Consider the following 26,219-nt stretch of genomic DNA (forward strand, 5'->3'; position numbering starts at 1 on the left):
AGTTGATGCAATTCCTATAGTACCGTCTTCCCTTGAGGGAAGATAGGAGATGGGTGTTTTTGTTAAAAATAATTCTAAATTATTACCAACATGCCAAGTATTCTTCTTGGCATGTTTGATTAGAAATAAATTTTACAAAAAACAAGTAAACTTATCTAAATGTAAAGTATATTTGTCATTATAATAAATAAATTTTACTATTATGAAGAGTACAGTATTTAAGAAATTTTGTGAATTTGAAAAAAAAGGTGGAGTTTTTCCCTTATTACCTTCCTTTTTTTTGTGGATAGGGTTAAGTATCTGTGTTATTTCTATTGTAGCTATGATATTTACAGCAACTCAATCTGTTAAAAATCCTGGGTTTTATAAAGATTTTTTCATGCATTTGATCCTTATAGGTTTGTTTATGATCACATTAGTAAAAGATAAAAACGAAGATGAACGCATCAAAAAATTACGCTATAGAGCATTTGCTTTTGCCTTTGTATTAGGAACTTTTACCTTTTTATTAATGCCGTTTGCTATACTGATTAAAGATGTTTTGCTAAATGAAAGTGTAATAGAATGGGGAAGAGACCAAAGCTTCTTTTTTATTATTTCATCTTATCTTTTCTATTATCTAATGTATTTCCAAATCTTTAAAAGACAGTTATAATGAAAAACTCTGTCCACGTGCAACGAGCGATTCATAAAATGACGCAAGCAGATTTATCTCAGGCGATAGGTGTTTCTAGACAAACTATTAATTCTATAGAAAAAAACAGGTATGTGCCTTCTACAGTGTTAGCACTTAAAATTGCTAGGCTTTTTAAGGTTTCGGTAGAAGAGATTTTTGAGTTAGATGAAAGTGATGACTGATTATTTTATTAAAATTATGTTCTTCTCATAAATATAGACTTAAGTCTGCCTTTAGGAGAAGAACAACTAATCCTTACTTCACTACCTTTAAATCGCTTACAGGAATTTCAATTCCATACATACTTTTAGAATAAGGAAGTGGAAAACCACCATCGGTCATTTTCCAGTCGTTCCATTCTGCTTTAATCCCATCAAAAGGGATGATGCTCACCCACATTTTAAATGCAATGGGTTTATTATTTTCATCAACTTCCCATAAATAGACATCTCCTGGAGTGGTTCCTCCAGTGGTGTATCTCACGAGTAATTTATTTTTCCCTTCTTCTTCAATGAGCTCTCGTTCAGTTCCTATATCCATTATTTTATGAGGTGCTACTACCCAGAAACTATCATTGTTAAAATTTTTACCAGCATACTCTATCGCCTTTTGTAATTCTTCACCTTTTAACTTTTTTCCATCCTTCCAGGCAAAACTAATTTGAGGATACGTAGTCACATATGCCACTTTATAATCATCCCAAAAAACATCTACGGCATTTTGTTGCAACTTCCATACATAACGATTTACTCCTCTAAAGGTCCAGTGAATTTCTTTTACCTCAGTAAACTCTTTATGGTTGATTGCTTCTAGAATGGCATAGCCTAGTTCATCAGCTTTGGCGCCTTTTTCTCCTTGCGGTATATCTTCATTAAAAACTAACTTTAAAACTATAAAACCGATCAAAAGAAAGGCAAGAAGTCCTAGAACGATTTTTAATAAAAATTTAAATATTTTTTTCAAAGCTCAATGTATTTATAGAAATTATGCTCAAAGATAATCAAGCAAAAAAAGAATACATGAAAATATTAGGAATAGGCTCTAGAATTAATCATGCCACTTATGGTTTTGGAGTAGTGACCAATGTTACTGCAAAACATTACTGGGTAACCTTTCAAAAAGATGGCCTAGAAACCATAGATGTAGATGAAGAATTTGAAGTGATTGAAGCCTGCGAAGATGATGTCGATACCGTGAGTTTTTATGAAGTAGAAAAAAGCCTGAGAGAAATCCTGCAACGCTTTTCTGATGTTTCTCAAATCGTGCCGATAGCCGATAAGTATAAAAATGGAACTTTAGTGCTCAAACCCGCAGACCCTAATCTCTCTGTAAAAGAAATACCTATTAATACATTCTGGCATAAAATAGTGATGTTGCGTGATAGACTGCGCGTTATGGAACAAAAAATCAACAGCTCTGATTTAGATGATCAATCAAAGGTAGATTTACAGCAATACATCACCAGGATTTATGGAAGTCTTACAACTTTTAATGTGCTTTTTGCCAGTAAGGACCAGCAGTTTAAAGGAAGTGGGAAATAGTAGGTGTCAGGTAGTTGTAACTATCCATAGATGCGGACTTAAGTCCGCATCTATGGATATGAATCAATAGGAAGCAAAAAATCCAGCTCACCGAGTTGGATTTTTCAGAGTGATATTTTATTTGGCAAAAAAAAATCAGCTCTTTAAAAAGAGCTGATTTTTATATTTACATGAACTGATAACTAATAACAGTTAACTGATAACTAATTCTTTGGAAACTTCTTCCTATAATCTACAATAGACTGTTTAACGATTTCCATAGCTTTTTCACGACCTTGGAACTCTTCAACTTCTACGGTTTTGTTTTCTAGTTTTTTATAATCTTGGAAGAAATTGCGCATTTCTTTTTTCCAGTATTCTGGTAACTCGCTCACATCATTAAAGTGCGCTACTGACATATCATTGGCAGCTACGGCTATGATTTTATCATCCATCTCACCACCATCCAGCATTTGCATCACACCTATAACTTTACAGTCCACTAGGCACATAGGTACGATCTCGATTTGAGAAAGCACAAGAATATCTAGTGGATCCTGATCATCACAATAAGTCTGCGGTATAAAACCATAGTTAGTAGGGTAGTACATAGAGGAGTAAATAACACGATCTAGAATCAACATTCCAGAATCTTTATCCAGCTCATATTTTGCTCTTGTGTTCTTTGGGATCTCTATAATGCCCGTTACTTTCTCTGGCGCATTGTCGCCATAACTTACATCATGCCATGGATGTTGTCTCATAATTCCTTGTTTTTTAAGGATTGCAAAAATAGTATGGTTTACGCTTTCGCGAAAGCGAATTCACAATAATCTCCATGATAAACATACTTAAACCGTTTATAAAGAACCTTAAAGCAACTTTTATGTTTTAAAGCCATGTTAAATTGATGGTTCAAGGAAGGAATTATCATTTATCACGACTATCTTTAACCTATGATGCAAGAAAGAGCTGGTTATAAATTTGAATTCTTTAATCCTAAAGATGTTGATCCATTTGATAAGTTATTTGGGATATTTAAAGAATTAATTACGCATACATCAGGAGATTTTGACGAGGCTATAGACTGGTTACGCGAGCTGGATAAAGAATATAAACTCACAACTCCAGAATACACTATTGATGATTTTATAAATGATTTACTAGAACGTGGTTATATTAAGCAGGAAATAGATCCTACTACTGGTGGCGATGGAACTGGTGATGAAGCAGGTTCAGGAGCTTTCTCAATTACTGCCAAAACTGAGCAACTCCTGCGGCAGCATGCCCTAGAACAAATCTTTGGTAACATGCGTAAAGGGAATAGCGGTAATCACAAAACAGGTAAATTAGGAACTGGAGATGAACATAGCGGTGATTATAGATCTTATCGTTTTGGAGATGGGCTAGACCGTATTTCTATGACAGAGAGCTTGCGTAACGCACAGATTAATCATGGTATGGGAAACTTTAATCTTACTGAAGATGATCTGGTGGTAGAAGACACGCAGTTTAAGGCTCAAATGTCTACCGTACTAATGATTGATATCTCACACTCCATGATTCTCTATGGAGAAGATCGTATCACACCTGCTAAAAAGGTAGCTATGGCACTAGCAGAGTTGATCACGACTCGTTATCCTAAAGATACCTTAGACATTATCGTCTTCGGTAATGATTCCTGGCCCATTAAAATTGCTGATTTGCCATATTTAAAAGTAGGTCCATATCATACTAATACTGTAGCTGGTTTACAGCTTGCTATGGATATACTGCGTCGCAAGCGCAATACTAATAAGCAAATTTTTATGATTACTGACGGTAAACCTAGCTGTTTGCGATTAAAGGATGGTCGTTATTATAAAAATAGTAACGGTTTAGACGAGTACATTGTTGATAAATGCTACACTATGGCAGCACAAGCACGCAGGTTACATATTCCCATTACTACCTTTATGATTGCAAATGACCCTTATTTACAACGATTTGTAGATGAATTTACAGAGGCTAATCAGGGAAAAGCTTTCTTCACCGGTCTGCAAGGTCTAGGCGAAATGATTTTTACAGACTATGAAGCTAATAGAAAAAAAAGATTAAAGTGATAGTTAAAAGTATGATATTACGTTTAACGTTATATTGTTTGTTTTATTTATATACCCGACTAGGAATTTGAAATTCGGTATTACTTCTTTAACTTTTTATAATATTCATCCAGCACTTTTTTTCTTCCTACAGTCTTAGTAATGATATCTTTTTCTAGATCCCAGCCACGTGCCGGACTGTATTCACGACCGTACCAGATGATTTGTAAATGTAAATCGTTCCACTTTTCTTCTGGAAACAAGCGTTTAGCATCTTTTTCTGTTTGAACTACGTTTTTACCGGTAGTAAGGTTCCAGCGGTACATTAATCTGTGAATATGAGTGTCTACAGGAAATGCTGGAATGCCAAAAGCTTGTGACATTACCACCGCAGCCGTTTTATGACCTACAGCAGGCATAGCCTCTAGTTCTGCATAGGTTTGTGGTACCTTTCCATCATGTAAGTCTAGAATCATTTGTGATAGACCGTGAATTCCTTTAGCTTTCATAGGTGATAGTCCTACTGGTTTAATAATTTCACGTATCTCATCTACAGACATGCGCACCATATCATAAGGGTTATCAGCACGTTTAAAGAGTAGAGGTGTGATTTGATTCACTCTTACATCAGTACTTTGAGCACTCATTAATACGGCTATTAATAAAGTGTATGGATCTTTATGATCTAGAGGTATCGGTATTTCTGGATAGAGTTCTTCCAGTTTATTTATGATAAAATTTACTCTTTCCTCTTTATTCATGTTATAAATTTATGCTTTCAACAAAAATACAATTATGACCACATTAAAAGCAGGAGATCAAGCACCAGATTTTTCAGTAGTGAATCAAGATGGAAATGCCGTGTCTCTAGCCGATTTTAAAGGCAAAAAGTTAGTTTTATTTTTCTATCCTAAAGCAAGTACTCCTGGCTGCACGGCCGAGGCTTGTAACCTGAGAGATAATGTAGATCGCTTTCGCGAAAGCGGATACGAGATTCTAGGTGCTAGTGCAGATAGTCCTAAAAGACAATTGAATTTTAAAAACAAGTATGAATTACCTTATGACCTGCTCGCTGATGAAGATCACAGGTTATTAAATGCTTATAAAGTTTGGGGTCCTAAGAAGTTTATGGGTAAAGAGTATGATGGTATTCATAGAACTACTTTTGTGATCGATGAAAATGGTGTTATTACTGATGTGATTACTAAGGTAAAAACCAAAGATCATACTGCTCAAATTCTATAAAAGAGCAATTTATGAGATTAAAAAAGACCGCTATTATTGCGGTCTTTTTTTTATGCTTGATGAGCTTATTAAATTAAGATGTCTCGATCAAACCATTAGTATTACAGCCAAATAGATTTTGCTCATCAATCAAATCAGCAATTCCAGCTGGCAACATCTCGCGCCATCCTTCTTCACCTGCAGCAATCATGCGCAAAACTTCTCTAGAAAAAATATGCATGATTTCTTCATCATATTCTTCTATATCTATCACACGACCATTGTACTTAAAGAACTTATAAAGTTCTTTCATACGAGGATGAACTTTAATGTTTTCACTTGTGATTAATTCACCTGTTTCTTTATCAAACATAGGGTAGAGATAGACTCTTAAGTCTTTAAAGAATAGTTTTCCGAAGGCTTCTAGAATCCCACCACTTAAATGAGTATAATACTTAGTATCAAATATATCTACCAGGTTATTCACACCCATAACTAATCCTATACGCTCCTTAGTATAGTTGTTAAAATACTCTACAAGTCTATAGTATTCTTTGAAATTAGAAATCATAACTGTTTGACCTAGAGAGCATAAAAGCTCTGCGCGGTGCATAAAATCTTCTTCGTCTATTTCTCCTTGAGCCTTTAAGTTAGAAAGTGTAATTTCAAAAATAGTCTCTAGTTTATCTTCTTGAACTTTACCAGACTTAATGAACATGGTTTTTGCCTTTTCATACATGTCCATGTTAACCTTAGTCACTGGCCTGAAACTACCTCTTAAGGCTAGTACATTTTTCTTGTAAAGGATACGCGCGCTTAAAATATTTTTTCCATCAGGACCGAACATAACAGCTTCAGTCATTTCATTGCGTAACAACTGTAGAGACATGAGGCGATTATCAACTTGTTTAAATCGCGGACCGTCAAAGTTGATCATGTCTATCTCAATTTTATCCTTATCGATATGATCATAAAGGTATTTGAGTAGTTTTTTAGGCTGGTCATGTTTGTAAAAAGCACCATAAATTAAATTCACACCTAAAATTCCTAGGGTGATTTGCTGTAAACGAGCATCAGTTTCTTTGAATCTTACATGTAAGACTATTTCTGAATATTCTTCTAGTGGTGCAGCTTGGAATTTAATACCTACCCAACCGTGGCCTTTATATTTTTTTGCAAAATCAATAGTAGCAACTGTGTTTGCATAAGTAAAGAACATCTTTTCAGGATGTTTATCTCTAGCAATACGTTCTTCTATAAGATCAGACTCATATTTTAACATGCGGCGCAAGCGAGCCTCGGTCACATAACGTCCATCATCTTGAATACCATAAACAGCGTCTGAAAAATCTTTATCATAGGCACTCATAGCCTTTGCTATAGTACCAGATGCTCCACCTGCTCTAAAGAAATGACGTACCGTTTCTTGTCCAGCGCCTATCTCTGCAAACGTACCGTAGATATTACGGTTCAAGTTGATTCTTAAAGACTTATTTTTAATCGACGGGACAGATTCAAAATCTTTATCTCCAGGTAAGGTAACTCCCATTATGGTATGGCTATTAAAAGGTTTACACAAAGGTAGCAAACCACAGCGTAGAACAAAAAATATTAAGTATTTTTAACCTAAATTCTACAAAGTGAAAATCACCATTTTAGGTACTGGTACCTCTCAAGGAATTCCCGTTATAGGTAGTGAACATCCTGTATGTTTAAGCGATGATTCTCGTGATAAAAGACTGAGAGTTAGTGCTATGATAGAGGTTGATGGGAAACGCCTCGTTATAGATTGTGGACCAGACTTTAGACAGCAAATGTTAAAGCATGATGTGAAAAAAATCGACGGTGTACTTTTTACTCATGAGCACGCAGACCATACTGCAGGTTTAGACGATTTGAGACCTTTTTTCTTTAGACAAGGTGAGATTAATTGCCACATGACCTCAAGAGTTCACCTTGCTTTACAAGAGCGTTTTAGTTATATGTTTGCCACAGAAAATAAGTATCCTGGTGTGGCAGACTTAACGGTGCATGAATTTAATACTGATAATTTCATGGCGGCTGGAATAGAAGTGATTCCTGTGCTTGCAGATCATGGTTTTATTCCGGTACATGGATTCAGAATAGGTGATTTTGCATACATGACTGATGTTAAGACAATTGCAGTAAGGGAACAATTAAAGCTTAAAAATTTAGAGGTGCTTGTTCTTAATATGTTAAGAGAAGAAGAGCATAAAACACATTTAAACCTAGATGAAGCGCTAGAATTAGTAAGGGAACTGAATCCTAAACGTACTTACTTCACACACATAAGTCATCATTTAGGTTTCCATGAAGATGTTGAAAAAAAATTACCAGAAGGAGTTTTTCTGGCTTATGATAACTTAAAAATCCATATTTAATATGAAACGTAACCTTTATTTATATTTATTCATTTTTGCTTCGTTAATAGCCTTAATCCTGTATGTAAATGCAAGAAAGATCCAGGAGTCACAAGATGCTGCTTACATTCAACTGGAAGATAAACTTAAAGCAGCCGAAGAAAAATTACAAGAAACTAACACGTTAGGTAGTTCTACCAGTTTATTTACTTTAAAAAATAACGAAGAGGCTTATGACTATTTTGCAGCTAGTGGTCTAGATAGAGATCGTGTTGAGGCTTTGCTTATGGATTATCTTCTAGAAAAAAACCTTGTTAAAGGTGGAAATCCTTTAGTGGAATATATAGGAGAAGGTAGAGGTTATCAAATTAATGATATGCAGGTACTTAATCATAAGTGGTTAATCGCAAATTTTGCCGATGGAGAAAACTGGGGAGAAGTGCTAATTCAATATAATTTTAATGAAAATAATGAATTATCTATGGAGACTCTAAAGTCATTACTGTATAATTAGTTAGAGTTTTTTTCCAGCCAGGCTTTCATATCATAAAAATTATCCCTAGCCACGCCGTGACCTATAGGATAATCTTTAAAAACATAATCGAGTTCTAGGTTTTTTAAGATGTCTGGAGCAAGTTTAGCCCATGCATAGGGTACTACTTGATCTACGGTCCCGTGTGAAATGAAATAGGATGGTTTTGTTACGCTTTCGCGAAAGCGTGCTTCTAACTCCTCCCGATTATAAATCATTTCTTCATTTAAATAACCACTCATACACACTACTTTATCAAATAATTGTGGATAGGATAGACTTAATCCATATGATAAGATAGCTCCTTGACTAAAGCCTAGAATATTAATTTGCTCTTGAGAAATAGAGTAACTGTTTTTAAGTTCTTCTATAAATTTGAGAAGTAATGTCATGCTCTGTTTTGCTTGATTCACATCACTGAATTTACCGCCAGTAGCGTCAAAGTTAATCGCATACCATGCTGCTCCATAAGGAGGTAAATCATATGGAGCACGTGCAGAAACGATAAAGAATTCTTGTGATAATTCTGGTGTAAAAGAGAATAAATCCTCCTCATTACTGCCATAACCATGAAGTAATAGGAGTAATGGAGCGTTTTCTTTAAGTGCAGGTCTTATAACATGCTTAAGGGATAGATCTGAACGAGCTTTCATTATTTAATAAAATTGAACCATTTCTGGAAAAGTGGACCTACTAATGGAAGTGCATCTGTTTGATTTTTTAAAGTACTCACCAGTCCTAGTGCCGCAAGTACTACAAAAAAACAGGTCATTAAAAGAGGGATGATTCCGGTAGGTAAATTATCTGCAAAAACACTGACTACGATTGCTGCGAGAAGGATACCAAACATTTGTCGCAAATGAAATGCCGCAAAGGGTTGGTTCTTACCATTATTTAATATGAGTGCCATTCCAAAAATAGCAATACACACAACTAAATGAAAAAATAGAAAGAGAGCACTAGCATATCCTATGAGCGCTAAGTTTTTTCCTGCTGGTTGCTTATCCATTCCACACTAATTTTTTGTTATTGATAATACCATAAGCTCTACCTACTAACTTTTTACCTAATACCGCACTATTTTTAGAACTGGATATGATATGTTCTTTTTCAAAAGTATATTTTTCATCAGGTACAAAGAGGCTTAAATTAGCAATTTCGCCTACTTTTATTTGTGGTTTTTCTTTCCCAAAAACTTCATAACTAGAAGTTAATGCTTGTATCGTTTTCTCTGTATGTAGTAAATTTTGTAAAACTCCATAGGTGCTTTCTAGTCCTATGCTACCGTAACTGGCCTGATCAAACTCCACAGCTTTGTGCTCTACATTAAGTGGTATGTGATCTGATGTTACAGTGTCTATAACACCATTTTTAAGGCCGCTAAGAAGAGCGTTTCTATTTTTCTCATCTCGCAAAGGCGGCTGTATTTTAGAATGTGTATTAAAATCAGTTAGGGAAGAGGTGTTTAGAAATAAATGATTTGTAGAAACACTACAAGTTATGTTTGAGTACTTCTTTTTAGCCTCTTTAATAAGTAAAACGCTCGCGGCTGTTGTTATGGTAGGAATGTGTAATCTCGCTCCTGTGTATGCTGCGACTTGAATATCTCGCGCTATTTGGACTTCCTCTGCTATAGCTGGTGAGGTTTTGAGGCCTAAGTGTATGGTTGTATCATCTTCATTAACCATTCCTTTTCCAGCTAGATGATTATCTTGTGGATAGGACTGGATGATTCCTCCAAATGACTTTACATATTGCAATCCTACTTTTAAAAGGTTTGTATTGTTGATGGATTTTTTAAAATCATAAAAAGAAATGGCACCAGCTTTTTGCATGTCATATAATTCTGCTAGATGTTCACCTTCTTGATTAATTGTGAAGTTCCCTACAGGCAGGACTGTGACAGCCTCATTACTTGCTTTTCCCTTTAAGTAATTGATGCCAGAGGCGTCTTGAGGATTAGGTTGATTATTAGGGTTGAGCATAATAGTCGTAAAACCACTTTTTGCTGCAGTATCTATTCCATTTTTTAAAGTTTGTCTTTCTTCAAATCCTGGCTCACCAAAACACACACTACTATCCATCCAGCCTATTGAAACGTGAAGATTTTCTTTAGAGATTACTTGCGCATCTTCATTTGTAAGGTTTGAGGCAATTTGATGAATCTTACCGTTTTTTATTAGAAGATCTCTTTTTTTAAGGTGTAAACTCGAGCCTTCATTTACGATTGTAACGTTCTTTAATAATATCATTTCAAAAACTTTAAAATCAATAATTCGCAAAATAAAAAGAACAAAGCACCTAGAACAAAGTATTTCCAGAGACTTAATATTCCTTCTTCTTCACTTAATTTATATACTAAGTCCTCGATGGAGTTATAAATGTTTTTATCTCCTAACTCTGCCGTAGTGAAATATTCTAGCTTATTTTCTATACGGTTTGCATTAAAACTAAGGTTAGTAATAACTTCTTCTTTTTTAATAACTTGATAATTACCAGTGTGTTTTAACTCATCATTTACTTCGAGAAGTACGTAGGAGTTAAAAGCACGCTGTTGCGGTATTAATGATTGTGATGTGTGTTTAAGTTGTAGAATTTCATCACTTTTAATAGCAACCGGAACACTAACCTTGTTACTTACACCAGTGTAATAGTATAATTGTGAAATAGGTAAACTATTTCTAGCCATGTTATAAAGTACGGGAACTATTAAAGGTGAGTTCTTAAAATTTGAATTTTCATCATTTAATGGAGCTGTAAATTGGAATACCTTATCTTTTTGAAATAAAAAACTGGAGCCATCTTCATATTTAAGTATGGGATTTAAAGCTGTAATAGTATTTGTACGAGCGTTAACTTTAGGATACTGAAAGTTAGAAACTCGCTCGTTAAAAACTCCTTTTAATATGGGGTGATTAAAGTTAATTTCAGTGATACGCTTTTTGTTTTCACTAATTTCTTGTGCGCCTTGAACATTGTTAATGAATTCGTATCCAGATTGTCCTAACGACGGGATTACTAACAGTGAGCCGCCATTTTTTAAATAATCGTTCAGCTCTTGAGCCAGATTAGTAGATATGTTTTGTACTTCATTTAGGATTATAAAATTCTGATTCTTTAGAAGGTTAAAGTTGAGATCTCTCGCTCTAACTGCGGTGAAATCAAATTCATTATTTTTATATATACGATGGAGAAAATCACCTTCAACATCATTAATGGCTAGAACTTTAATTTTGTGCTGGTTATTATTTGTAATAAAAAGTTCGTTATCAAAAGAAAGGCCGCTGTCATCTAGGTAGATACGTCCATTAAGAGTCTCTTCACTATTATAATTAAATATAGCACTACCGCTGCTAGAACTTAGGTCTACACTAGTCTTAGATACTAAAATCCCGTTATTTTCTAAACTTAATGTTACCGGATTAGTAATACTTTCATTACTAGATATATCAACGTTTATTTCTATAGAGTTTGTATCCCGTGATTTAATAAACGCAGTGTCTATGGATATATTAATGTTTGTTTGAGGTTGAAGATTAACAAGCTTTCTTTTTAAACCATTAATGGTGTCAGGAAATTCAGAAGTAGACTTTTGAAAATCTGATATTATAATGAGCTCTTTTCTTTTATTTTTATGAGTTAATAAGGAGTTTGCTTTAAGCTGTACTTGCTCATAACTCAGAGATTGAGCACTATAACCCGAGTTAAGAAGATCATTTGCGATCTCTTTTTTAGTGACGTTTTTATAAGTATTATCGTTTGTAAAAAGATTAATATTTTGTTCATTAGGCAAGCGCTCTAGCAGGTCTGTTATTGCCATTTTATAGAGTTCTCCTTGAGAACCTGTGCTTTGCATAGAATAAGAGTTATCTAGGTAAATAGCGGTCTCTTTTTCACGGATCGCAATGTCACTTCCCGGAACAAAAGGTTGGGTAAATGCTAGCACTATACATGCTATTGCGGCCATTCTAGCGATTAAGGTGAGCCACTTTTTAAGCTGGCGGCTTTTACGAGTTTGTGTAATAAGTGGTTTGAGAAAAGCTACGTTTGTAAAAGAAACTTTAGTAAAACGTCTTAACTGGAATAAATGAACAATAATAGGGACTATAAGAAATAGGAGTCCGTAAAGTAGTAATGGGTTTTTAAATATCATTAATTCCTTAGATTAGTCAAAGATAATATCTTATATCAGATTGACCTACTTTATTTTGATAGAGTCACGATGAATTCTGTTCCTTTACCTAATTCAGACTTGACATCTATAGATCCATTTAGTTTTTCTACTAGTTTTAAAACAGTATTAAGGCCTATTCCGTTTCCTTTTTTACCTAAACGATCAGAAATATTTAGTGTGCTGAACATTTTAAAAATTTCTTCTTTTTTGTCTTCGGGAATTCCCATACCGTTATCCCTTACACTTATTTTATATGAATCTAAACTCTCACCAGCACTAATACTGATCTTAATTTTTTCTTTATCATTATACTTTTGAGCATTACCTATAAGATTGATTAGAATTTGCTCCATTGCACTTTTATTAATATTTAATTCCATATTATCCTCTGGTAATATGAAATTAACTTCATCGGGTAAGGCAAGCATTTCTTGAATGTGTTCTAAAAGAGTATATATATCAAATACTTCTTTTTCTTCAATCATATAAGAATCACTTTCATAATGAGAAAGGATTTGGGTCACATAATCAGAAAGACCAAAGGCGGCGTCTTTAATATATTTGAGATAGTCTTTACCAGATTGATCTATAGTATCTCCATATTTCTTTGCGACTAAATCTGTAGTAAGGACCATGTTTGCCAGTGGCATTTTCATGTCATGTGAAACCGTACGGGCAAACTCCTTGAGCAACTCGTTATTTTCTTTTAATCGTTCTTGAGACTCTTTAAGCTCTTCATTTACTTTGTAAAGCGTTAAATGTCTCATTACGAGATCTGCAATAAGTTCAAGGGCTTGCTGATCATCTTTAGTAAATTGATGAGGTTTATAATCCAGTACACAAATGGTTCCTAGTGGTAAGTTGTTTTTATCTTTAAGCGGCACTCCAGCATAGGAACGAATAGGTTTTTCATCAATCACATAAGGGTGATTTTCAAAATCAGGATGCTCTAGCGTATCATTAATACTATAGAAACCCTTATCATGATTAATGGCGTGTGCGCAAAATGACAACTCTCGTGGAGTATCATTTAATTCTATCCCATTTTGAGATTTAAACCATACAGTATTTACATCTACTATGGATATGAAGCTATTAGGAACATTAGTTAGTTTACATGCTAACTCTGTAAGTTCCTCTAAATCCTTGCGCCTGCGATCATCTGTTTTAAATGATTTAAGTAAGTCCAGTCTTTTTTGTTCATTAATGTGCAACGTCGCCTTTTTCATCACTTACAAAGGTAAAGTTAAAACTATGATATTTAATTTACCCTAATTCTTTAAAAGCTCCTAAACCAAATAACGCAAAATCATATTTCACTGGATCGATGGGATCTAGTTTACGCAAAATAGTGTCTAGCTCAGTAACTGTTTTTGCATCATTCTGTTTGCGCTTGATCATTTTTAACTTGCGAGCTATAGTTCCAGTATGTACGTCAAGTGGAAGAGATAAGGCGCTCATAGGAATGGTATTCCAGATTCCAAAATCTACACCAGCCTTATCATTGCGTACCATCCATCTTAAGTACATGTTGATTCTTTTGGCACTACTGTTTTTCATAGGGTCACTGACATGCTTTTGGGTACGTGGCATGTGTTCTATCTCAAAAAAGAGTTGTTTAAACATAGAGATAGCATGTTGAAGATGAGATGTTTCTTGATACGCTTTTGCAAAAGCGTGTTCTAAACCACCATAACGCAGTTCTATATGTTTTAAAGAACGCATAAAGGTCTTGCAATCCTCATTATTAAAGGTACGATGCACAAAACCGTCAAATCGATCCAGGTCAGACGCTGTATGATTCCTTATAAAATCTGCAGGTGCATGTTCCATTAATTCCATAAGTTTATGGGAATTATTAATAATGGATTTACGGTTTCCCCATGCTATAGTAGCTACTAGAAAGCCCGCGATTTCTATATCTTTTTTATTTGTAAAAAGGTGCGGAATCTGAATAGGGTCATGAGGTATAAAGTCTGGAACGTTGTATTGTTCCACTTTTGCATCAAGAAATTCTTTGAGCTGTGCCCTAGTCATTACTTAAAAATCTACCATCTTGCATTACTAGTTTGCGGTCTGCAAGATTTGCAAGTTCTTCATTATGGGTAACGATAACAAAAGTCTGGTTAAACTCTTCTCGTAATTTAAAAATTAGTTCATGTAAGTCTTGTGCAGTCGCACTGTCTAGATTCCCTGTAGGCTCGTCTGCATAGATCACTTTTGGGTTATTAATAAGTGCTCGAGCTACTGCTACTCTTTGTTGCTCACCACCGCTCAGTGCTCCAGGTTTGTGATTAAAACGATCTGATAATTTTAAGTAATCAAGTAATTCCTTTGCCCTTTTTATAGCTACTTCTTTAGGTGTGTTTTTAATAAAAGCAGGTAGGCATACATTTTCAAGAGCACTAAACTCTGGTAACAACTGGTGAAACTGAAAAATAAAGCCTAAGGATTCATTTCTAAATTTACTTAAAGCTTTAGCGTTTAATTGAGTAACATCAGTCCCATCTATGAGTAGAGAGGTTTCTGATTTTAAATCTGGTTGTTCTAAAGTTCCTAGAATATGTAAAAGAGTGGTTTTTCCGGCACCAGAACTTCCCACTACACTCACGATCTCACCAGCCTGTATGCTTAAATCTACACCTTTAAGTACCTGTAAATCGCCGAAGCTTTTATAAATATGTTGCGCTTGTATCATAGCTACAAATGTAGAAATTTTATCTAGGTGACTTTATGAATTTTCAATTAAGTCTTAAACCATTGCGGTCCTTCATTAAAGTCTATAAAATAATTAATGCGGATTGAGAAATTGTGCCTTACTGGTTGTTCAAAAAGAGTTCCTAAACTTTCTTCAAATCTTATCGTACCTTGATTATCAAAGTTGTTCATACTATTGCGATAGAGTAGTGTCATTTCACTGCCAGGAGCAAAACGCCAGCGATAAGAGAGATCTAGATTCCATATATTAAAATTTGCATCAGGATTAAAATCATCTTCTAATGTGTAATCACTATCAGCTACAGTTCCGTCTCTTTGTAGTTCTTTAAAATCCTTACTAAAGGTAGCTCTAGACCAGAAATTCCTAAAACTGATGCTTAAAGCATTGCGATTATTAAAGTTATAAGTTCCAGTAACTCTGTTTTCTACACTGTGAGTATCTCTTTCACTAAGGATAGAGGTAGTGTCATTATTAGATAGAGTTACATAACTCATTCTATCATTGCTTTTTCTCCAATTGATACTGTGGATCAACAAGAACTGATCACTAAACCTATAACGCGGACTTATGCGATAATTATAATTATGTTCCTTTTCATTAAATCTCTTATATCTTCCAGCTCTAGCGTCAATAGCAAATCTTTTACGATAGTCACTTGAGATAAAGCCACCTGTAAAAAAGCCTGCACCATATCGCACAATAGCATCTTCAATACGAGATTCAAATTGATCTTTAAATTCAGTATTATAATTAATATCTAAACCAAATGCGAAACGCTCTTTTGTTATAAAAAACGGATTAAAACTTACTTCTGTACCCGTGTGAAAAGCAGGAGTAGCAGCTCTCCTATGTCTTACATTTAACCGGAGCTCATAACGATTAAAAATTCCTTGTTGTGTTAATTGTACATAATCTAGGTCAGCGACAAAGGTGTGACGGTTAGTTCTAAAATTGCGACCTAAATCATTAGGGTTGTAACCACGATCTACAAAAAAGTGACCCAAGCGTGGTCTCCATTTACCTGCGGTAACACGCCAGTCCAGCTCTGTCGCATAACCTGTTTCAGTTCCTGTAATTGTAAAACGGTTAGACATTTTTGCCTGAGCTCTTAAGTTCTGTGTTGCCCGTTTATTATTGTGATTTAAGGCCATAGCACTAACATTTGCATCTGTGAACGCTCCATTGCGCAGGACATTTGTATTTACCAGTGCTATAGAGCTGTTATTGCCATATTGTTGATCAAGTACGAGAACATTATAATTTGTAAGAGGTTCAGTAATTAGATTTCTTTTAGTTCCTGTATTATTATCTCTTATCACGGCTTCTGTTTTCTCAGTAATAGAATTAAGAAATCCTATTCCTAGGCCACTATTTGTACGGCCTGTAATTTTTACAGCATTTAGTAATTGAGCACTAGAAGGGTTCTCTAGAATTTCCTCGCTTTCTAGTGTATCTATATCACTAGCGCCAGTAGGCGTTTGACCTATTCTTCTAGAGAAAAAAATATTACCTTTATTAAATAGGTCTACACCTTCAGTAAAAAAGGCTCGATTCTCTGCAAACAATTGTTCAAATGGGCCTAAATTTAAAACTACCTGATCAAAAGCTACCTGACCAAAATCAGGAATCAAGGTAGCATCTAGTGTAAAGGCATCACTTAAACCATATTTAATATCTAGTCCTGCTGCAAAGTTTGTGGAGTTGTTTCCATCAAGTCTATCATGTATGGTAGTGAGATAAGGATATAAGTTTAATCTTAATGGCGGGTTTATATCTTCAATACCAGTAAGTAAAGCGTCATACTGCGTGTTTACACCTTTTGTAATATCTATGTAGTTATAACTATATTCTTCATTTAAGTGACGTATTCTACGGAACACTTGAAAGGACCAGTCTTGAACCTTCTTTTCAGGAAATCTTAATGTTCTATACGGAATGCGCATTTCCACATACCATCCTTTCTGATCAAAACTTACTTCAGAAAGAAAAACGACATTAAAGGAAAAGTCCTGACGATTTCCTTCCACAACAGCGTCTCCTAAGGAATTACCAGCAGTTGCAAAAAAACGAGTCTGATTGATCTGGTTATTATAGGTATTAATATAAAGGCCAAAAAGGTCTGCTTGTGCATCTATGTCATCTCTTTGAGAGAACTGTCTTAAGACTTTTTCGGGTTCATTGTCATATAAATATGCAGCAACGTATATTGCATTATCATCATAAGCGATTTTAAACTCTGTAGGGTGTGTTTTTCTTTCAGCCTGACCATTTATGGGTTCAGTCATAATAAAATCACCACCGGTAGGAATTTGATCCCAGATTTTTTCAAATGGTTTTCCATCTATTTGAGGCGGCGTGGAAATACGGGTTGCCTCATAAGATTTCCTCTTAATGATAGTTGTATCTTGTTGTATTGTCGTGGTATTCGCTTTCGCGAAAGCGTAACAACATAACATTATCAGTAAAATAGCAAGACGATTCATAGATTATAATAGAATTTCAAAACTAAAAGCTATGTTTTCTATAATCTTTAAAGTGGTGTTAATTTAATACAGTTACTAAATGTAATAGTTACCAGTATGTTTTTAAACCAGTGATTAAACCTCTTCTACATCTATAACCTGGGTAGGGTTTTCTTTTTTAATTAAGTATGTGTAAACCCACATTATTGTGAATGATGGGATGATATCTAATCCTGGTACTAATTCTTCAATTGTGGTAATAATACCAGCGGCAACACCAGCTTTTCCAGGATATAGTCTAGTCATTAAATAACCAGCAACCGGTGCCCATCCTATATCTGTAAATTCACCTATTCCTGGAATAAGATAAGACGCAATTCCCACTAGATCAAAGATGATCCCGAAAAATAGTTTTGAGCGTTTTGATTCAAACATGTAATTGTAATTTTAACTAAATAAATATAGTCAAAAAACGTTCCATAAGTGATTTTAGTGCAATTTAGACGATATCAGTTTAAGGAACTCGGCACGTGTTTCACCTTTTTCAAACTGTCCTCTGAAACCACTGGTTGTGGTGGAACTGTTTTGTTTTTGTACGCCACGCATCATCATGCACATGTGAGACGCTTCTATGACTACTGCGACACCTTTAGGTTTAAGTGTTTCATCGATACATTCTAGGATATCATGTGTTAAACGCTCTTGTACTTGTAACCTGCGAGCAAAAACGTCTACGATACGAGGTATTTTAGAAAGTCCTACGATATGTCCATTAGGGATGTAAGCTATGTGTGCTTTACCAAAGAAAGGTAACATGTGGTGCTCACAAAGTGAATAAAGCTCAATATCTTTAATAATTACCATATCATTATAATCCTCAGCAAACATGGCTCCTTTGAGTATGGCTGCAGGATCTTGCTCATAACCAGAGGTAAGGAACTGCATTGCTTTGGCGGCACGTTCAGGAGTTTTTAATAACCCTTCTCTTTGAACATCTTCACCTATTTGTTCTATGACTCCTTTATATTGGTCTTTTATTTCTTCAGTAGTTTCAATATGGTACTCTTCAAAAACTCTATAAGACATTATTCTAATTTTTTAGTAAAATTACACTTATTACGTTTAATAAAATAAATATTTTGTTAAACAATTTAAGATAGGTGTTCACATTATTAATGTAGCTTCTAACTTTAAGTAAAAAGGAAATATAAAATAGTAGGAGTGTGGCTGGGCTTAACACTAGTTTATTTCCTCACTTTATACCTATAACCGATGTTTTTAAATAGTTACGTTTATCTTTTATGCACAGCTATTATTACCTGTAATAATGGACTAATTATATCGCTTAGACCTTATTATATATAGGAGTTATTGTCTACTGCTTTTTTTACATCTACTGATTTACAGATGTCTATGCTTAAATACAATTATTTCTTCTCAAATTTTTAAATATTGTTTTTCTCAAAACAAAATAATGGTATATTTGCAACCGCTTTAAAAATTAGGTCGCGTAGCTCAGCTGGATAGAGCATCTGCCTTCTAAGCAGACGGTCACAGGTTCGAATCCTGTCGCGATCACAAGTAATTTAAAAAACCACTCTGTACAGAGTGGTTTTTTATTTTAGGTACAGTTTTACCAAAACAACAATTAAGTGTTCCGATATTTCTGTTTTAATTCCAGGTTGCTTCGTTAAAAAATATACACGACGTTTTTATTTCCTATGGTGTTCATCTGTTAGCTTTGCTCGAGTCTCTTCGTAGCTGCCTGATATGCCCGGTTTTTTTGCCTTTCACCTCTCTAAGATTTAAATTAAAAATCTTTAGACTGTTTCATTATACCAATTTGTGCTTATTAAGACTTTATAAATTCAATTTGGTATTATTCCTTTTGGTATGAGTTATGATGAAACGCTTTTAAGTTTTACAGCTTTAAGCCAAATCGTGCCAGCATCTTTTTTTCAAACCACCAGAAAAATTTAAACTGTCCAAAGATCCATCCATTTACCACTAGCAATACTTGATAAATAGGGAAGATGATGAGTAAGCGTAGTGGCCAGAAAGTCCATGCCGACATAGAATCCTGATCAATTCCTAAAAATTCCAGTAGAGGTGAAGAGAGTCGTGCAGCCGCAGATCCTGTAATGGCAAACACTATAAATATGGCTATCATTTCCCAGCGCTGTTTAATATTCCATTTAGTGATCAAGCGTGGAAAAACCCACATACAAAACCTATAGAAAATGTAAGCTAGGAATACTGTCACTCCATAAATAAAGAGATATTCATAAGTTACATCTTCAAAATGAGAAGGCATTACTCGTGAAGCTATAAAATAACCACAAGCAAGTAAGCTTAATACACCTAATACAATGAATATAAGTTGCCAATTACTAGAAATGTCCCAGTTTTTTTTGATTTTTTGCATGGTGCAAAAATACACTACCGCAGCCGTTGATTATATCGTTTTTCAAAGAAAAGAAAGTAATTATAGAGCAAGTAATTTACTTCATAGCCATAATCTACGTCATTTTCATAATCTATGCGCCATTGATACAAACTAGGATCGTAACTTAAGGCATTATTTACACGCAAGTTGTATTCATTAACGTAGAGTTTGTTGCGCATCTCTAGAGTGCTTTGTGCATAATAACCTCTGGGCGGTTGAGTAACGAGCCAGGCATTAAAACCAGGTTCTATGACGATGAGTTCATACTCTAAACTATCATTAGCAATACGCAAAGTGTCAGATTTAGTCTGTATAGCAAGTGAACCATTTCTAGTACTAGGCCTGTAACTATTACAACTCACGATAAGGGCAAGAAGGGCTATAAAATAAAAGGTTGTTTTCATGGGGTAAATATAACGCCACAAAAACAACCTTACACGCCATAACTCGTATATACTATATATGAACGAGTAAAAGGCGGTTTTCATTGAGTTATTTACTTTCCAAAAAGCCCACCTAGTAATCCTCCTAGACCACCTTTTTTCTTGTCGCCACCTAGTACCATTCCTGCTACATTATCAACGATGCTACCATCACCGTCTGCATCGAGGATTTGTTCGATAAATGATTGATCTTTTGCTCCAGACTGTCCTAGGACAGATCCTAAAAGATCTCCTATTCCGTTTTGGTCTACATTTTCAGCCTGTTTTTGTTTTCCTAGCATACCCATAAGAATAGGAGCAGCCATTTTAATAATTTCACTCACGTTACTAGCATCCATACCACTAGATTGAGAAAGAGCACTTTCTACTTGCGGTTGTTTAGCTCCTAGTACATGACCTAAAATACCAGCACCATCATTAACTAAATCATCCGGGCTACCTGCGCCATCGCCAAAAAGCCCGCCTAACATATCCAGTACTCCACCGCCGTGACGCTGATCGCTTAAGGCACTGTTTAAAGCACTCGCACCTTCTGGTGTAGCTGCATTACGTTGCATAGCTCCTAGTATTAAAGGCATAGCCTGTGATAATACATTTGCTGTTTTATCTGCTGGTTGACCTGTCTTTTGAGCAGCACCATTGATAAGTGTCTGTCCTAAATCTGATTGTAAAAGGTTTAATATAGAATCCATTGTGATACATTATAATGTTTAATGAATTGTAAATTAAAGTATCCTAAGGTTTAATTATCCTTTTAGATTTCTCTTTTAAGTTCGCTTTCGCGAAAGCGTAATTTTAAACGATAAAATACCATAATCCAGCATGATCATGCTTCATAAAGAAGTGCCCTTTATTCTTAAAAATGGCTACGTATTTTTTATTTACAGTTTTTGAAGTCCAGTGAGCTAACTAGACTTGTAGCTCAGGGCTATAAACGCAATTTGGTATAAAGTTATTTTAGCTTGTTTTTTAGTAATTTATGTAAAGAAAAAGCGCCCTGAAAAGGGCGCTTGAATAAAAAAATGTAGGGACTGATTACCCTAAATATGACTTAAGGATTTTACTTCTTGAGTTTTGACGCAATCTTTTGATTCCTTTTTCTTTAATCTGGCGCACGCGCTCACGAGTTAAATCAAAGGTTTCACCGATCTCTTCTAAGCTCATAGGTTGTTGATTCCCTATACCGAAGTAAAGAGAAATAACGTCTGCCTCTTTTTGTGATAAAGTCTCAAGTGCGCGAGTGATCTCAAGTGTAAGTGACTCATGCAATAATTCTCTATCTGGATTAGGAGACTCACCACTACGCACTACGTCATAGAGGTTAGAGGTTTCTCCTTCTTTAAGAGGTGCGTCCATCGATACGTGACGACCTGCGTTTTTAAGAGACTGCTTAACGTCGCTTACCGTCATGTCTAGCTCTTTTGCTAGCTCTTCTGGTGATGGTGGGCGCTCGTGTAATTGCTCAAGGTGTGAAAATGCCTTATTAATCTTGTTTATAGATCCGATTTTGTTCAAAGGTAAACGCACGATACGGGACTGCTCTGCTAGTGCTTGAAGAATCGACTGGCGTATCCACCATACTGCGTATGAGATGAATTTAAATCCACGAGTTTCATCAAATCTTTTGGCAGCCTTTACAAGACCTGCATTACCTTCATTAATAAGATCTGGAAGTTTAAGCCCTTGATTCTGATACTGTTTTGCAACAGAAACCACAAAACGTAAGTTTGCAGTAGTCAGTTTCTCTAGAGCTCTCTGATCACCCTTTTTAATACGCTGTGCCAGTTCCACTTCTTCCTCTGCCGTGATTAGATCAATTTTAGAGATGTCCTGTAGGTACTTATCCAGCGATTTAGACTCACGGTTGGTAACCTGCTTGGTGATTTTGAGTTGTCTCATTTAATGTATAAAGATTAAAAAGTTTATAGTACCTGACAGCTTTTGTCAGGCTTTGTTATATTAGCAAAAATCATACCAAAACAGTTGTTTATGACACTTATTCAGACCAGTAATAGTGCGAGATGTGCTACTATTTATGAGTCGTAAGATGATGCTTTTTGTTACAGATATGGTTTTGGTTTTACGCTTTCGCGAAAGCGTATTCTTTACAACCATAACGTTAATAGGCCTTTATTTGAATCCTTATCTTTAATTTTATTTTTAAACTAATGAACAAAACCTGAATAAGAGGACCATTTAAGTCTTGTTAAAAAATTAAGAAAAAATCTAGAATTACTATTGCGGTCCATAATATGACACGTAACCAGTTGTATTGTGTCAGTTTGTGAAGATTTTGTTCAGTTGGGTTTTTATCTATGGCGGCATGCATGGGAATAAATATAAATACTGTTGATATCCATGTAAGTGCTACCAAAATAGCATAAACAAGATTAGGCGCAAACATTAAGTGATAATACAACCAGAAATAAATTACTAACCCTATTTGTAGAAACATTAACGGTGCTACGATAAATGTAATGTTTCTCGTATAGATTTTGTGCCATCTACTCAACCCATCTTTTCCAAAGTACTTAAAACCTGGATAAATTAACAATTGTACCATCCATATTAATACCATAAGACCAAAGTCTATAGCGAGTCTAAATATTTCTATTTTCATATAATTGATTTTCTAGGTTGGAGTAAGGTCTATCTGTTATGCTTTTCTAATTTTCCATGCCCACCAAATTAATAATGGATGAATAACTATTAATCGTATCCAAGCTATCCATTCAGGGATACAAAAATCTCCAGCACAACTGCCCATTTGTATAAAATAGATATGTGAAATGGTAAAGGCTAGTAGCATAGCTATGGTTATATAACTAGTTAACTGTTGCGAGAGTTTAAAACACGCCATTACCGCTACTAATAGTTCTACAAATCCTGCTGTGTAATTGATTAATGATTTATAACACATCCAGTCAGGAATCACTTCCAGATAAACATCTGGCTGGATGAAGTGCATGATGCCGGCAACGGTATAAAAAACTACAAAAGAGTAGCGTAGCAGGTTGCGTTTCATGTGAGTTTCCAATTATGATCTGTATGAACCTTCTTGAGAATTAAAAAAAACGGTATCCACCAAATGAAGTCGTTTGTGATTAAGGTATAGATGAATTCCAATGGAACAACGTCTTGTAAATAATTAAAAATAAATCCTAATGGTCCAAAAATCTTACCCAAAAAGCCGACTGCGACGATAGGCCAGTGGCGCATGGGATCATTACTTGCCCACCAATAACCGAGACCATAAACGCCTATAACCATTCCCATGCCTTGCCATACCATAGGGTGATTTAAGGGTTCCATACCTACTAATTCAAAGAAATGATTAGGGAATAACACCACCCAAGCGCCCCAAATCAAATTATATATTGCAGCAAGTTGAAGTGTAAGTTTCATAAAATGTTTTAAGCTTAGGTCTAGGTGAGCTTGTTTAAATTACAACCATACTAAGATTTTATATCTTTTCTGTAAGTACGTCTTCTTTTGTGAAGTATAGGGTCATAGTTTTTCCAAGAGGCCTGAACGGCTAAGTTATCTTCAAGTTCTGGATTAGTTTCACACAGTGTAACGCCGTAATTCATAAAGTTTTGCGTGACGTTTCTAAACATCATTGCGGTAACTCCTTTTCCCTGATATTCTGGATCTATTCCTATAAGGTAGAAAGCTGCTCTATCGTTTTTCTTTTTGGCTTTTAATAAATGCATAAAACCAAGCGGCCATAATTTACCTTTTGCTTTTTGTAAGGCACGAGAAAATGAAGGCATGGTTATGGCAAAACCTATTAGTTTTTCATGCTCATCAACCACGAGTTCTAAAAAATCTGGATTTATAAAAGGAAGATATTTTTCTTTGTAAAGATCAATCTGGTATTGCTGGATAGGAACAAAGGTTACTAAGTTGCTATATGTCTTATTTAGAAGATCAAACATATCATCTACGTAAGGCAGTATTTCTTTGGTAGACTTGAACTTGAGAGTTTTAAGCTTGTATCTTTTTCCTATTATATCTGCAAATTTGTTGATCTTTTCAGGAATAGGATTAGGTGGTTCAAATTTGAATTCTACCCATTCTGCGGCTTTTTCATAGCCTAATTGCTCTAAATGTTGTTTATAATATGGAGCGTTATACCATGTAATCATGGTACTTAATTCTTCAAAACCTTTTATGAGTAAGCCTGCCTTATCCATGTTTGAAAACCCTACAGGACCTTCCACATATTCTAGGTTCTTGTCTTTTCCTATTTGGTGAACTTCTTTAAGAAGTGCTTTAGTGACCTCTATGTCATCAATCATGTCTAGCCATCCGAAACGCATTTTAGGTTTCTTTTGTTCATTAACCTCGATATAATTAATAATAGCAGCAATACGTCCTACTATTTTTTTATCTCGATAAGCTAGAAACATCCAGCAGTCTGCATTTTTAAATACTTGATTCTTCTCAGGATCAAAATTTGCCATCTCATCTTTTATGATGGGTGGCACGTAGTATTTATTATCTTTATATAGTTCTTGCTGGAAGGCTACAAACTTCTTCACATCAGCCTTAGAACTTATTTGCTTGATTTCAATCATAGGAGATTCTTAGAAATCTATTTTTTTCTTTTTCTTGTTTTTCTTTCCTTTATCATCGCCAGTACCTTTTAGGTTTTTTTTCTGACTGATGGCTTCATCATCTTTATGAAAATCAAAACGGTAAGACATCCCTACATTTGCTTGAAAAACACTAGGTGTATCTTTAAAGTTTATAGTAGCACTAGCATCAACCTGCCAGTCTTTACTAATTAAGTATGCAATACCACCACGACCTAAATCATCACTATAAAAGTCTGATTTGAATCCTTGATACTCGCCAAAAACAGCCCATTTTCTATTAATACTATGTGTCATGGTAAGAATCCATTCATAAGAAGGGTAATCTGTAGAAATACGGTCTACAATAAAGTTAGTCACAAAAACCCATTGTCCCCAGTTGTTTTGCGTGATTAATTCAAATCGAGGAGAAAATGAAGGGTCATTAGGAGGCGTGAGAGAATTAGTCTCAGATAAATCTATGTTTGCTCCAGCATAAATGGAAACCGCAGGAACTAAATCTTTCCAGTTCAATCTTCTATTTGCTTTCCAGCTTAACAGATTTACCTTTTTCTCACCCCAAAATTTCAAAGGATCAAATACTAAATATTTAGCACCGATCGTACTACGTGAAAAATTTGAAAATTTACTGTCCACATTACCGAAACCACGATTATCTGATTGTTTCACACTAGCAAATGTCCCTATGTATGAGAATTCTAAACGTTCCATAAATGCTCCATAGCGCAGTTGCATACTTAATCCTGTATAGTCGCGTTCATAGCGCTGTAAATGATGCTCTTCTGTGCGATAAAATAAATTTCCCTCAACTTGAGCAACACCTTTCCCTACAGCAAAGGCACCTTGAGATAGCCCAGGATTGTTAGTATTAACGGTTTCTGTATACTGAGCAGCGGTAGACATGCTGATGAAACACACTATAGCAAATAATATTTTTTGAGTCCAAGCCTTCATAAAATGATA

The 26,219-nt window shown here is 35.0% G+C and carries 30 protein-coding genes and 1 tRNA gene; 8 read left to right on the plus strand and 23 right to left on the minus strand.

Annotation, left to right across the window (positions count from 1 at the left end):
• Positions 1–202: 202 nt before the first annotated feature.
• A complete protein-coding gene (locus ACTF48_RS01560; protein WP_438961379.1) occupies positions 203–655 on the plus strand; it encodes a hypothetical protein in 453 nt (150 codons plus the stop codon).
• Positions 655–858 (plus strand): helix-turn-helix transcriptional regulator, encoded by a 204-nt coding sequence (locus tag ACTF48_RS01565; protein WP_438961380.1) that lies wholly within the window; start codon positions 655–657, stop codon positions 856–858. The genes ACTF48_RS01560 and ACTF48_RS01565 overlap by 1 nt, the downstream gene beginning before the upstream one ends.
• A gap of 73 nt (positions 859–931) precedes the next feature.
• Here the strand turns inward: ACTF48_RS01565 and ACTF48_RS01570 are convergent, their stop codons facing one another.
• Entirely contained in the window at positions 932–1,639 is a 708-nt protein-coding gene (locus ACTF48_RS01570; RefSeq protein WP_438961381.1) for a hypothetical protein, read from the minus strand.
• Between the two features lie 56 nt (positions 1,640–1,695).
• On the opposite strand from ACTF48_RS01570, the gene ACTF48_RS01575 reads away from it, so the two are divergent.
• Positions 1,696–2,217 (plus strand): hypothetical protein, encoded by a 522-nt coding sequence (locus tag ACTF48_RS01575; RefSeq protein WP_438961382.1) that lies wholly within the window; start codon positions 1,696–1,698, stop codon positions 2,215–2,217.
• Positions 2,218–2,420: 203 nt separating this feature from the next.
• On the opposite strand, the gene ACTF48_RS01580 is transcribed toward ACTF48_RS01575, so the two are convergent.
• Positions 2,421–2,960: an inorganic diphosphatase gene (locus tag ACTF48_RS01580; RefSeq protein WP_438961383.1), complete on the minus strand. Its 540-nt coding sequence runs from the start codon at positions 2,958–2,960 to the stop codon at positions 2,421–2,423.
• 192 nt (positions 2,961–3,152) lie between these two features.
• Here ACTF48_RS01580 and ACTF48_RS01585 point away from each other — a divergent pair, with 192 nt between their 5' ends.
• Positions 3,153–4,298 (plus strand): vWA domain-containing protein, encoded by a 1,146-nt coding sequence (locus ACTF48_RS01585; protein WP_438961384.1) that lies wholly within the window; start codon positions 3,153–3,155, stop codon positions 4,296–4,298.
• A gap of 80 nt (positions 4,299–4,378) precedes the next feature.
• Here ACTF48_RS01585 and ACTF48_RS01590 read toward each other — a convergent pair whose 3' ends face one another.
• The gene (locus ACTF48_RS01590) at positions 4,379–5,038 is read right to left on the minus strand and encodes an endonuclease III domain-containing protein (protein ID WP_438961385.1); all 660 of its coding nucleotides are present in this window, start codon (positions 5,036–5,038) and stop codon (positions 4,379–4,381) included.
• A 34-nt stretch (positions 5,039–5,072) separates the two neighbouring features.
• Between ACTF48_RS01590 and bcp the strand changes: the two genes are divergently transcribed.
• Positions 5,073–5,522 carry a thioredoxin-dependent thiol peroxidase gene (bcp, locus tag ACTF48_RS01595; protein ID WP_438961386.1) on the plus strand — a complete coding sequence of 150 codons (450 nt, stop codon included), beginning with the start codon at positions 5,073–5,075 and terminating at the stop codon, positions 5,520–5,522.
• A gap of 73 nt (positions 5,523–5,595) precedes the next feature.
• On the opposite strand, the gene ACTF48_RS01600 is transcribed toward bcp, so the two are convergent.
• A complete protein-coding gene (locus ACTF48_RS01600) occupies positions 5,596–7,050 on the minus strand; it encodes a TonB-dependent receptor (protein WP_438961387.1) in 1,455 nt (484 codons plus the stop codon).
• Positions 7,051–7,141: 91 nt separating this feature from the next.
• Here ACTF48_RS01600 and ACTF48_RS01605 point away from each other — a divergent pair, with 91 nt between their 5' ends.
• Both ACTF48_RS01605 and ACTF48_RS01610 read left to right on the plus strand, forming a co-directional pair.
• The gene (locus ACTF48_RS01605) at positions 7,142–7,903 is read left to right on the plus strand and encodes an MBL fold metallo-hydrolase (protein WP_438961388.1); all 762 of its coding nucleotides are present in this window, start codon (positions 7,142–7,144) and stop codon (positions 7,901–7,903) included.
• Between the two features lies 1 nt (position 7,904).
• Positions 7,905–8,396, plus strand: a complete 492-nt coding sequence (locus ACTF48_RS01610; RefSeq protein ID WP_438961389.1) for a hypothetical protein — start codon at positions 7,905–7,907, stop codon at positions 8,394–8,396.
• Here the strand turns inward: ACTF48_RS01610 and ACTF48_RS01615 are convergent.
• From ACTF48_RS01615 to folE, 10 genes are all read right to left on the minus strand, one after another.
• Positions 8,393–9,067 carry an alpha/beta hydrolase gene (locus ACTF48_RS01615; protein WP_438961390.1) on the minus strand — a complete coding sequence of 225 codons (675 nt, stop codon included), beginning with the start codon at positions 9,065–9,067 and terminating at the stop codon, positions 8,393–8,395. The genes ACTF48_RS01610 and ACTF48_RS01615 overlap by 4 nt on opposite strands.
• Positions 9,067–9,423, minus strand: a complete 357-nt coding sequence (locus tag ACTF48_RS01620) for a hypothetical protein (RefSeq protein ID WP_438961391.1) — start codon at positions 9,421–9,423, stop codon at positions 9,067–9,069. The genes ACTF48_RS01615 and ACTF48_RS01620 overlap by 1 nt, the downstream gene beginning before the upstream one ends.
• Positions 9,416–10,666: a dihydroorotase gene (locus ACTF48_RS01625; RefSeq protein WP_438961392.1), complete on the minus strand. Its 1,251-nt coding sequence runs from the start codon at positions 10,664–10,666 to the stop codon at positions 9,416–9,418. Before ACTF48_RS01625 ends, ACTF48_RS01620 begins: the two co-directional genes overlap by 8 nt.
• Complete coding sequence (locus ACTF48_RS01630; protein ID WP_438961393.1) at positions 10,663–12,567, minus strand: BatA domain-containing protein; 1,905 nt, start codon at positions 12,565–12,567, stop codon at positions 10,663–10,665. The genes ACTF48_RS01625 and ACTF48_RS01630 overlap by 4 nt, the downstream gene beginning before the upstream one ends.
• Before the next feature lie 50 nt (positions 12,568–12,617).
• Complete coding sequence (locus tag ACTF48_RS01635) at positions 12,618–13,817, minus strand: sensor histidine kinase (protein ID WP_438961394.1); 1,200 nt, start codon at positions 13,815–13,817, stop codon at positions 12,618–12,620.
• Between the two features lie 37 nt (positions 13,818–13,854).
• The gene (locus ACTF48_RS01640; protein WP_438961395.1) at positions 13,855–14,625 is read right to left on the minus strand and encodes a TIGR02757 family protein; all 771 of its coding nucleotides are present in this window, start codon (positions 14,623–14,625) and stop codon (positions 13,855–13,857) included.
• The gene (locus tag ACTF48_RS01645) at positions 14,618–15,286 is read right to left on the minus strand and encodes an ABC transporter ATP-binding protein (RefSeq protein WP_438961396.1); all 669 of its coding nucleotides are present in this window, start codon (positions 15,284–15,286) and stop codon (positions 14,618–14,620) included. The genes ACTF48_RS01640 and ACTF48_RS01645 overlap by 8 nt, the downstream gene beginning before the upstream one ends.
• A 47-nt stretch (positions 15,287–15,333) precedes the next feature.
• A complete protein-coding gene (locus ACTF48_RS01650) occupies positions 15,334–17,790 on the minus strand; it encodes a DUF5916 domain-containing protein (RefSeq protein WP_438961397.1) in 2,457 nt (818 codons plus the stop codon).
• A gap of 114 nt (positions 17,791–17,904) precedes the next feature.
• Positions 17,905–18,204, minus strand: coding sequence for a hypothetical protein (locus ACTF48_RS01655; protein WP_438961398.1), 300 nt, complete (start codon positions 18,202–18,204; stop codon positions 17,905–17,907).
• Positions 18,205–18,258: 54 nt separating this feature from the next.
• Complete coding sequence (gene folE / locus ACTF48_RS01660; protein ID WP_438961399.1) at positions 18,259–18,855, minus strand: GTP cyclohydrolase I FolE; 597 nt, start codon at positions 18,853–18,855, stop codon at positions 18,259–18,261.
• A gap of 418 nt (positions 18,856–19,273) precedes the next feature.
• Between folE and ACTF48_RS01665 the strand changes: the two genes are divergently transcribed.
• Positions 19,274–19,347, plus strand: a tRNA-Arg gene (locus ACTF48_RS01665).
• A gap of 343 nt (positions 19,348–19,690) precedes the next feature.
• Here the strand turns inward: ACTF48_RS01665 and ACTF48_RS01670 are convergent.
• From ACTF48_RS01670 to ACTF48_RS01710, 9 genes are all read right to left on the minus strand, one after another.
• Positions 19,691–20,194, minus strand: a complete 504-nt coding sequence (locus tag ACTF48_RS01670; RefSeq protein WP_438961400.1) for a DUF6787 family protein — start codon at positions 20,192–20,194, stop codon at positions 19,691–19,693.
• 14 nt (positions 20,195–20,208) lie between these two features.
• Positions 20,209–20,619: a DUF6146 family protein gene (locus ACTF48_RS01675; protein WP_438961401.1), complete on the minus strand. Its 411-nt coding sequence runs from the start codon at positions 20,617–20,619 to the stop codon at positions 20,209–20,211.
• Positions 20,620–20,711: 92 nt separating this feature from the next.
• Positions 20,712–21,350 (minus strand): DUF937 domain-containing protein, encoded by a 639-nt coding sequence (locus ACTF48_RS01680; RefSeq protein WP_438961402.1) that lies wholly within the window; start codon positions 21,348–21,350, stop codon positions 20,712–20,714.
• A 343-nt stretch (positions 21,351–21,693) separates the two neighbouring features.
• Positions 21,694–22,557: a sigma-70 family RNA polymerase sigma factor gene (locus ACTF48_RS01685; RefSeq protein WP_015363810.1), complete on the minus strand. Its 864-nt coding sequence runs from the start codon at positions 22,555–22,557 to the stop codon at positions 21,694–21,696.
• 307 nt (positions 22,558–22,864) lie between these two features.
• On the minus strand, positions 22,865–23,278 hold the full coding sequence (locus tag ACTF48_RS01690; protein ID WP_438961403.1) for a hypothetical protein: 414 nt from the start codon (positions 23,276–23,278) through the stop codon (positions 22,865–22,867).
• Between the two features lie 36 nt (positions 23,279–23,314).
• The gene (locus ACTF48_RS01695; RefSeq protein ID WP_438961404.1) at positions 23,315–23,683 is read right to left on the minus strand and encodes a DoxX family protein; all 369 of its coding nucleotides are present in this window, start codon (positions 23,681–23,683) and stop codon (positions 23,315–23,317) included.
• The gene (locus ACTF48_RS01700; RefSeq protein ID WP_438961405.1) at positions 23,680–24,063 is read right to left on the minus strand and encodes an alkyl hydroperoxide reductase; all 384 of its coding nucleotides are present in this window, start codon (positions 24,061–24,063) and stop codon (positions 23,680–23,682) included. Before ACTF48_RS01700 ends, ACTF48_RS01695 begins: the two co-directional genes overlap by 4 nt.
• 50 nt (positions 24,064–24,113) lie before the next feature.
• Entirely contained in the window at positions 24,114–25,238 is a 1,125-nt protein-coding gene (locus tag ACTF48_RS01705) for a GNAT family N-acetyltransferase (RefSeq protein ID WP_438961406.1), read from the minus strand.
• Between the two features lie 9 nt (positions 25,239–25,247).
• A complete protein-coding gene (locus ACTF48_RS01710) occupies positions 25,248–26,210 on the minus strand; it encodes a transporter (RefSeq protein ID WP_438961407.1) in 963 nt (320 codons plus the stop codon).
• Positions 26,211–26,219 lie beyond the last annotated feature (9 nt).

Source organism: Nonlabens sp. (assembly GCF_965660805.1).
GTDB lineage: Bacteria > Bacteroidota > Bacteroidia > Flavobacteriales > Flavobacteriaceae > Nonlabens.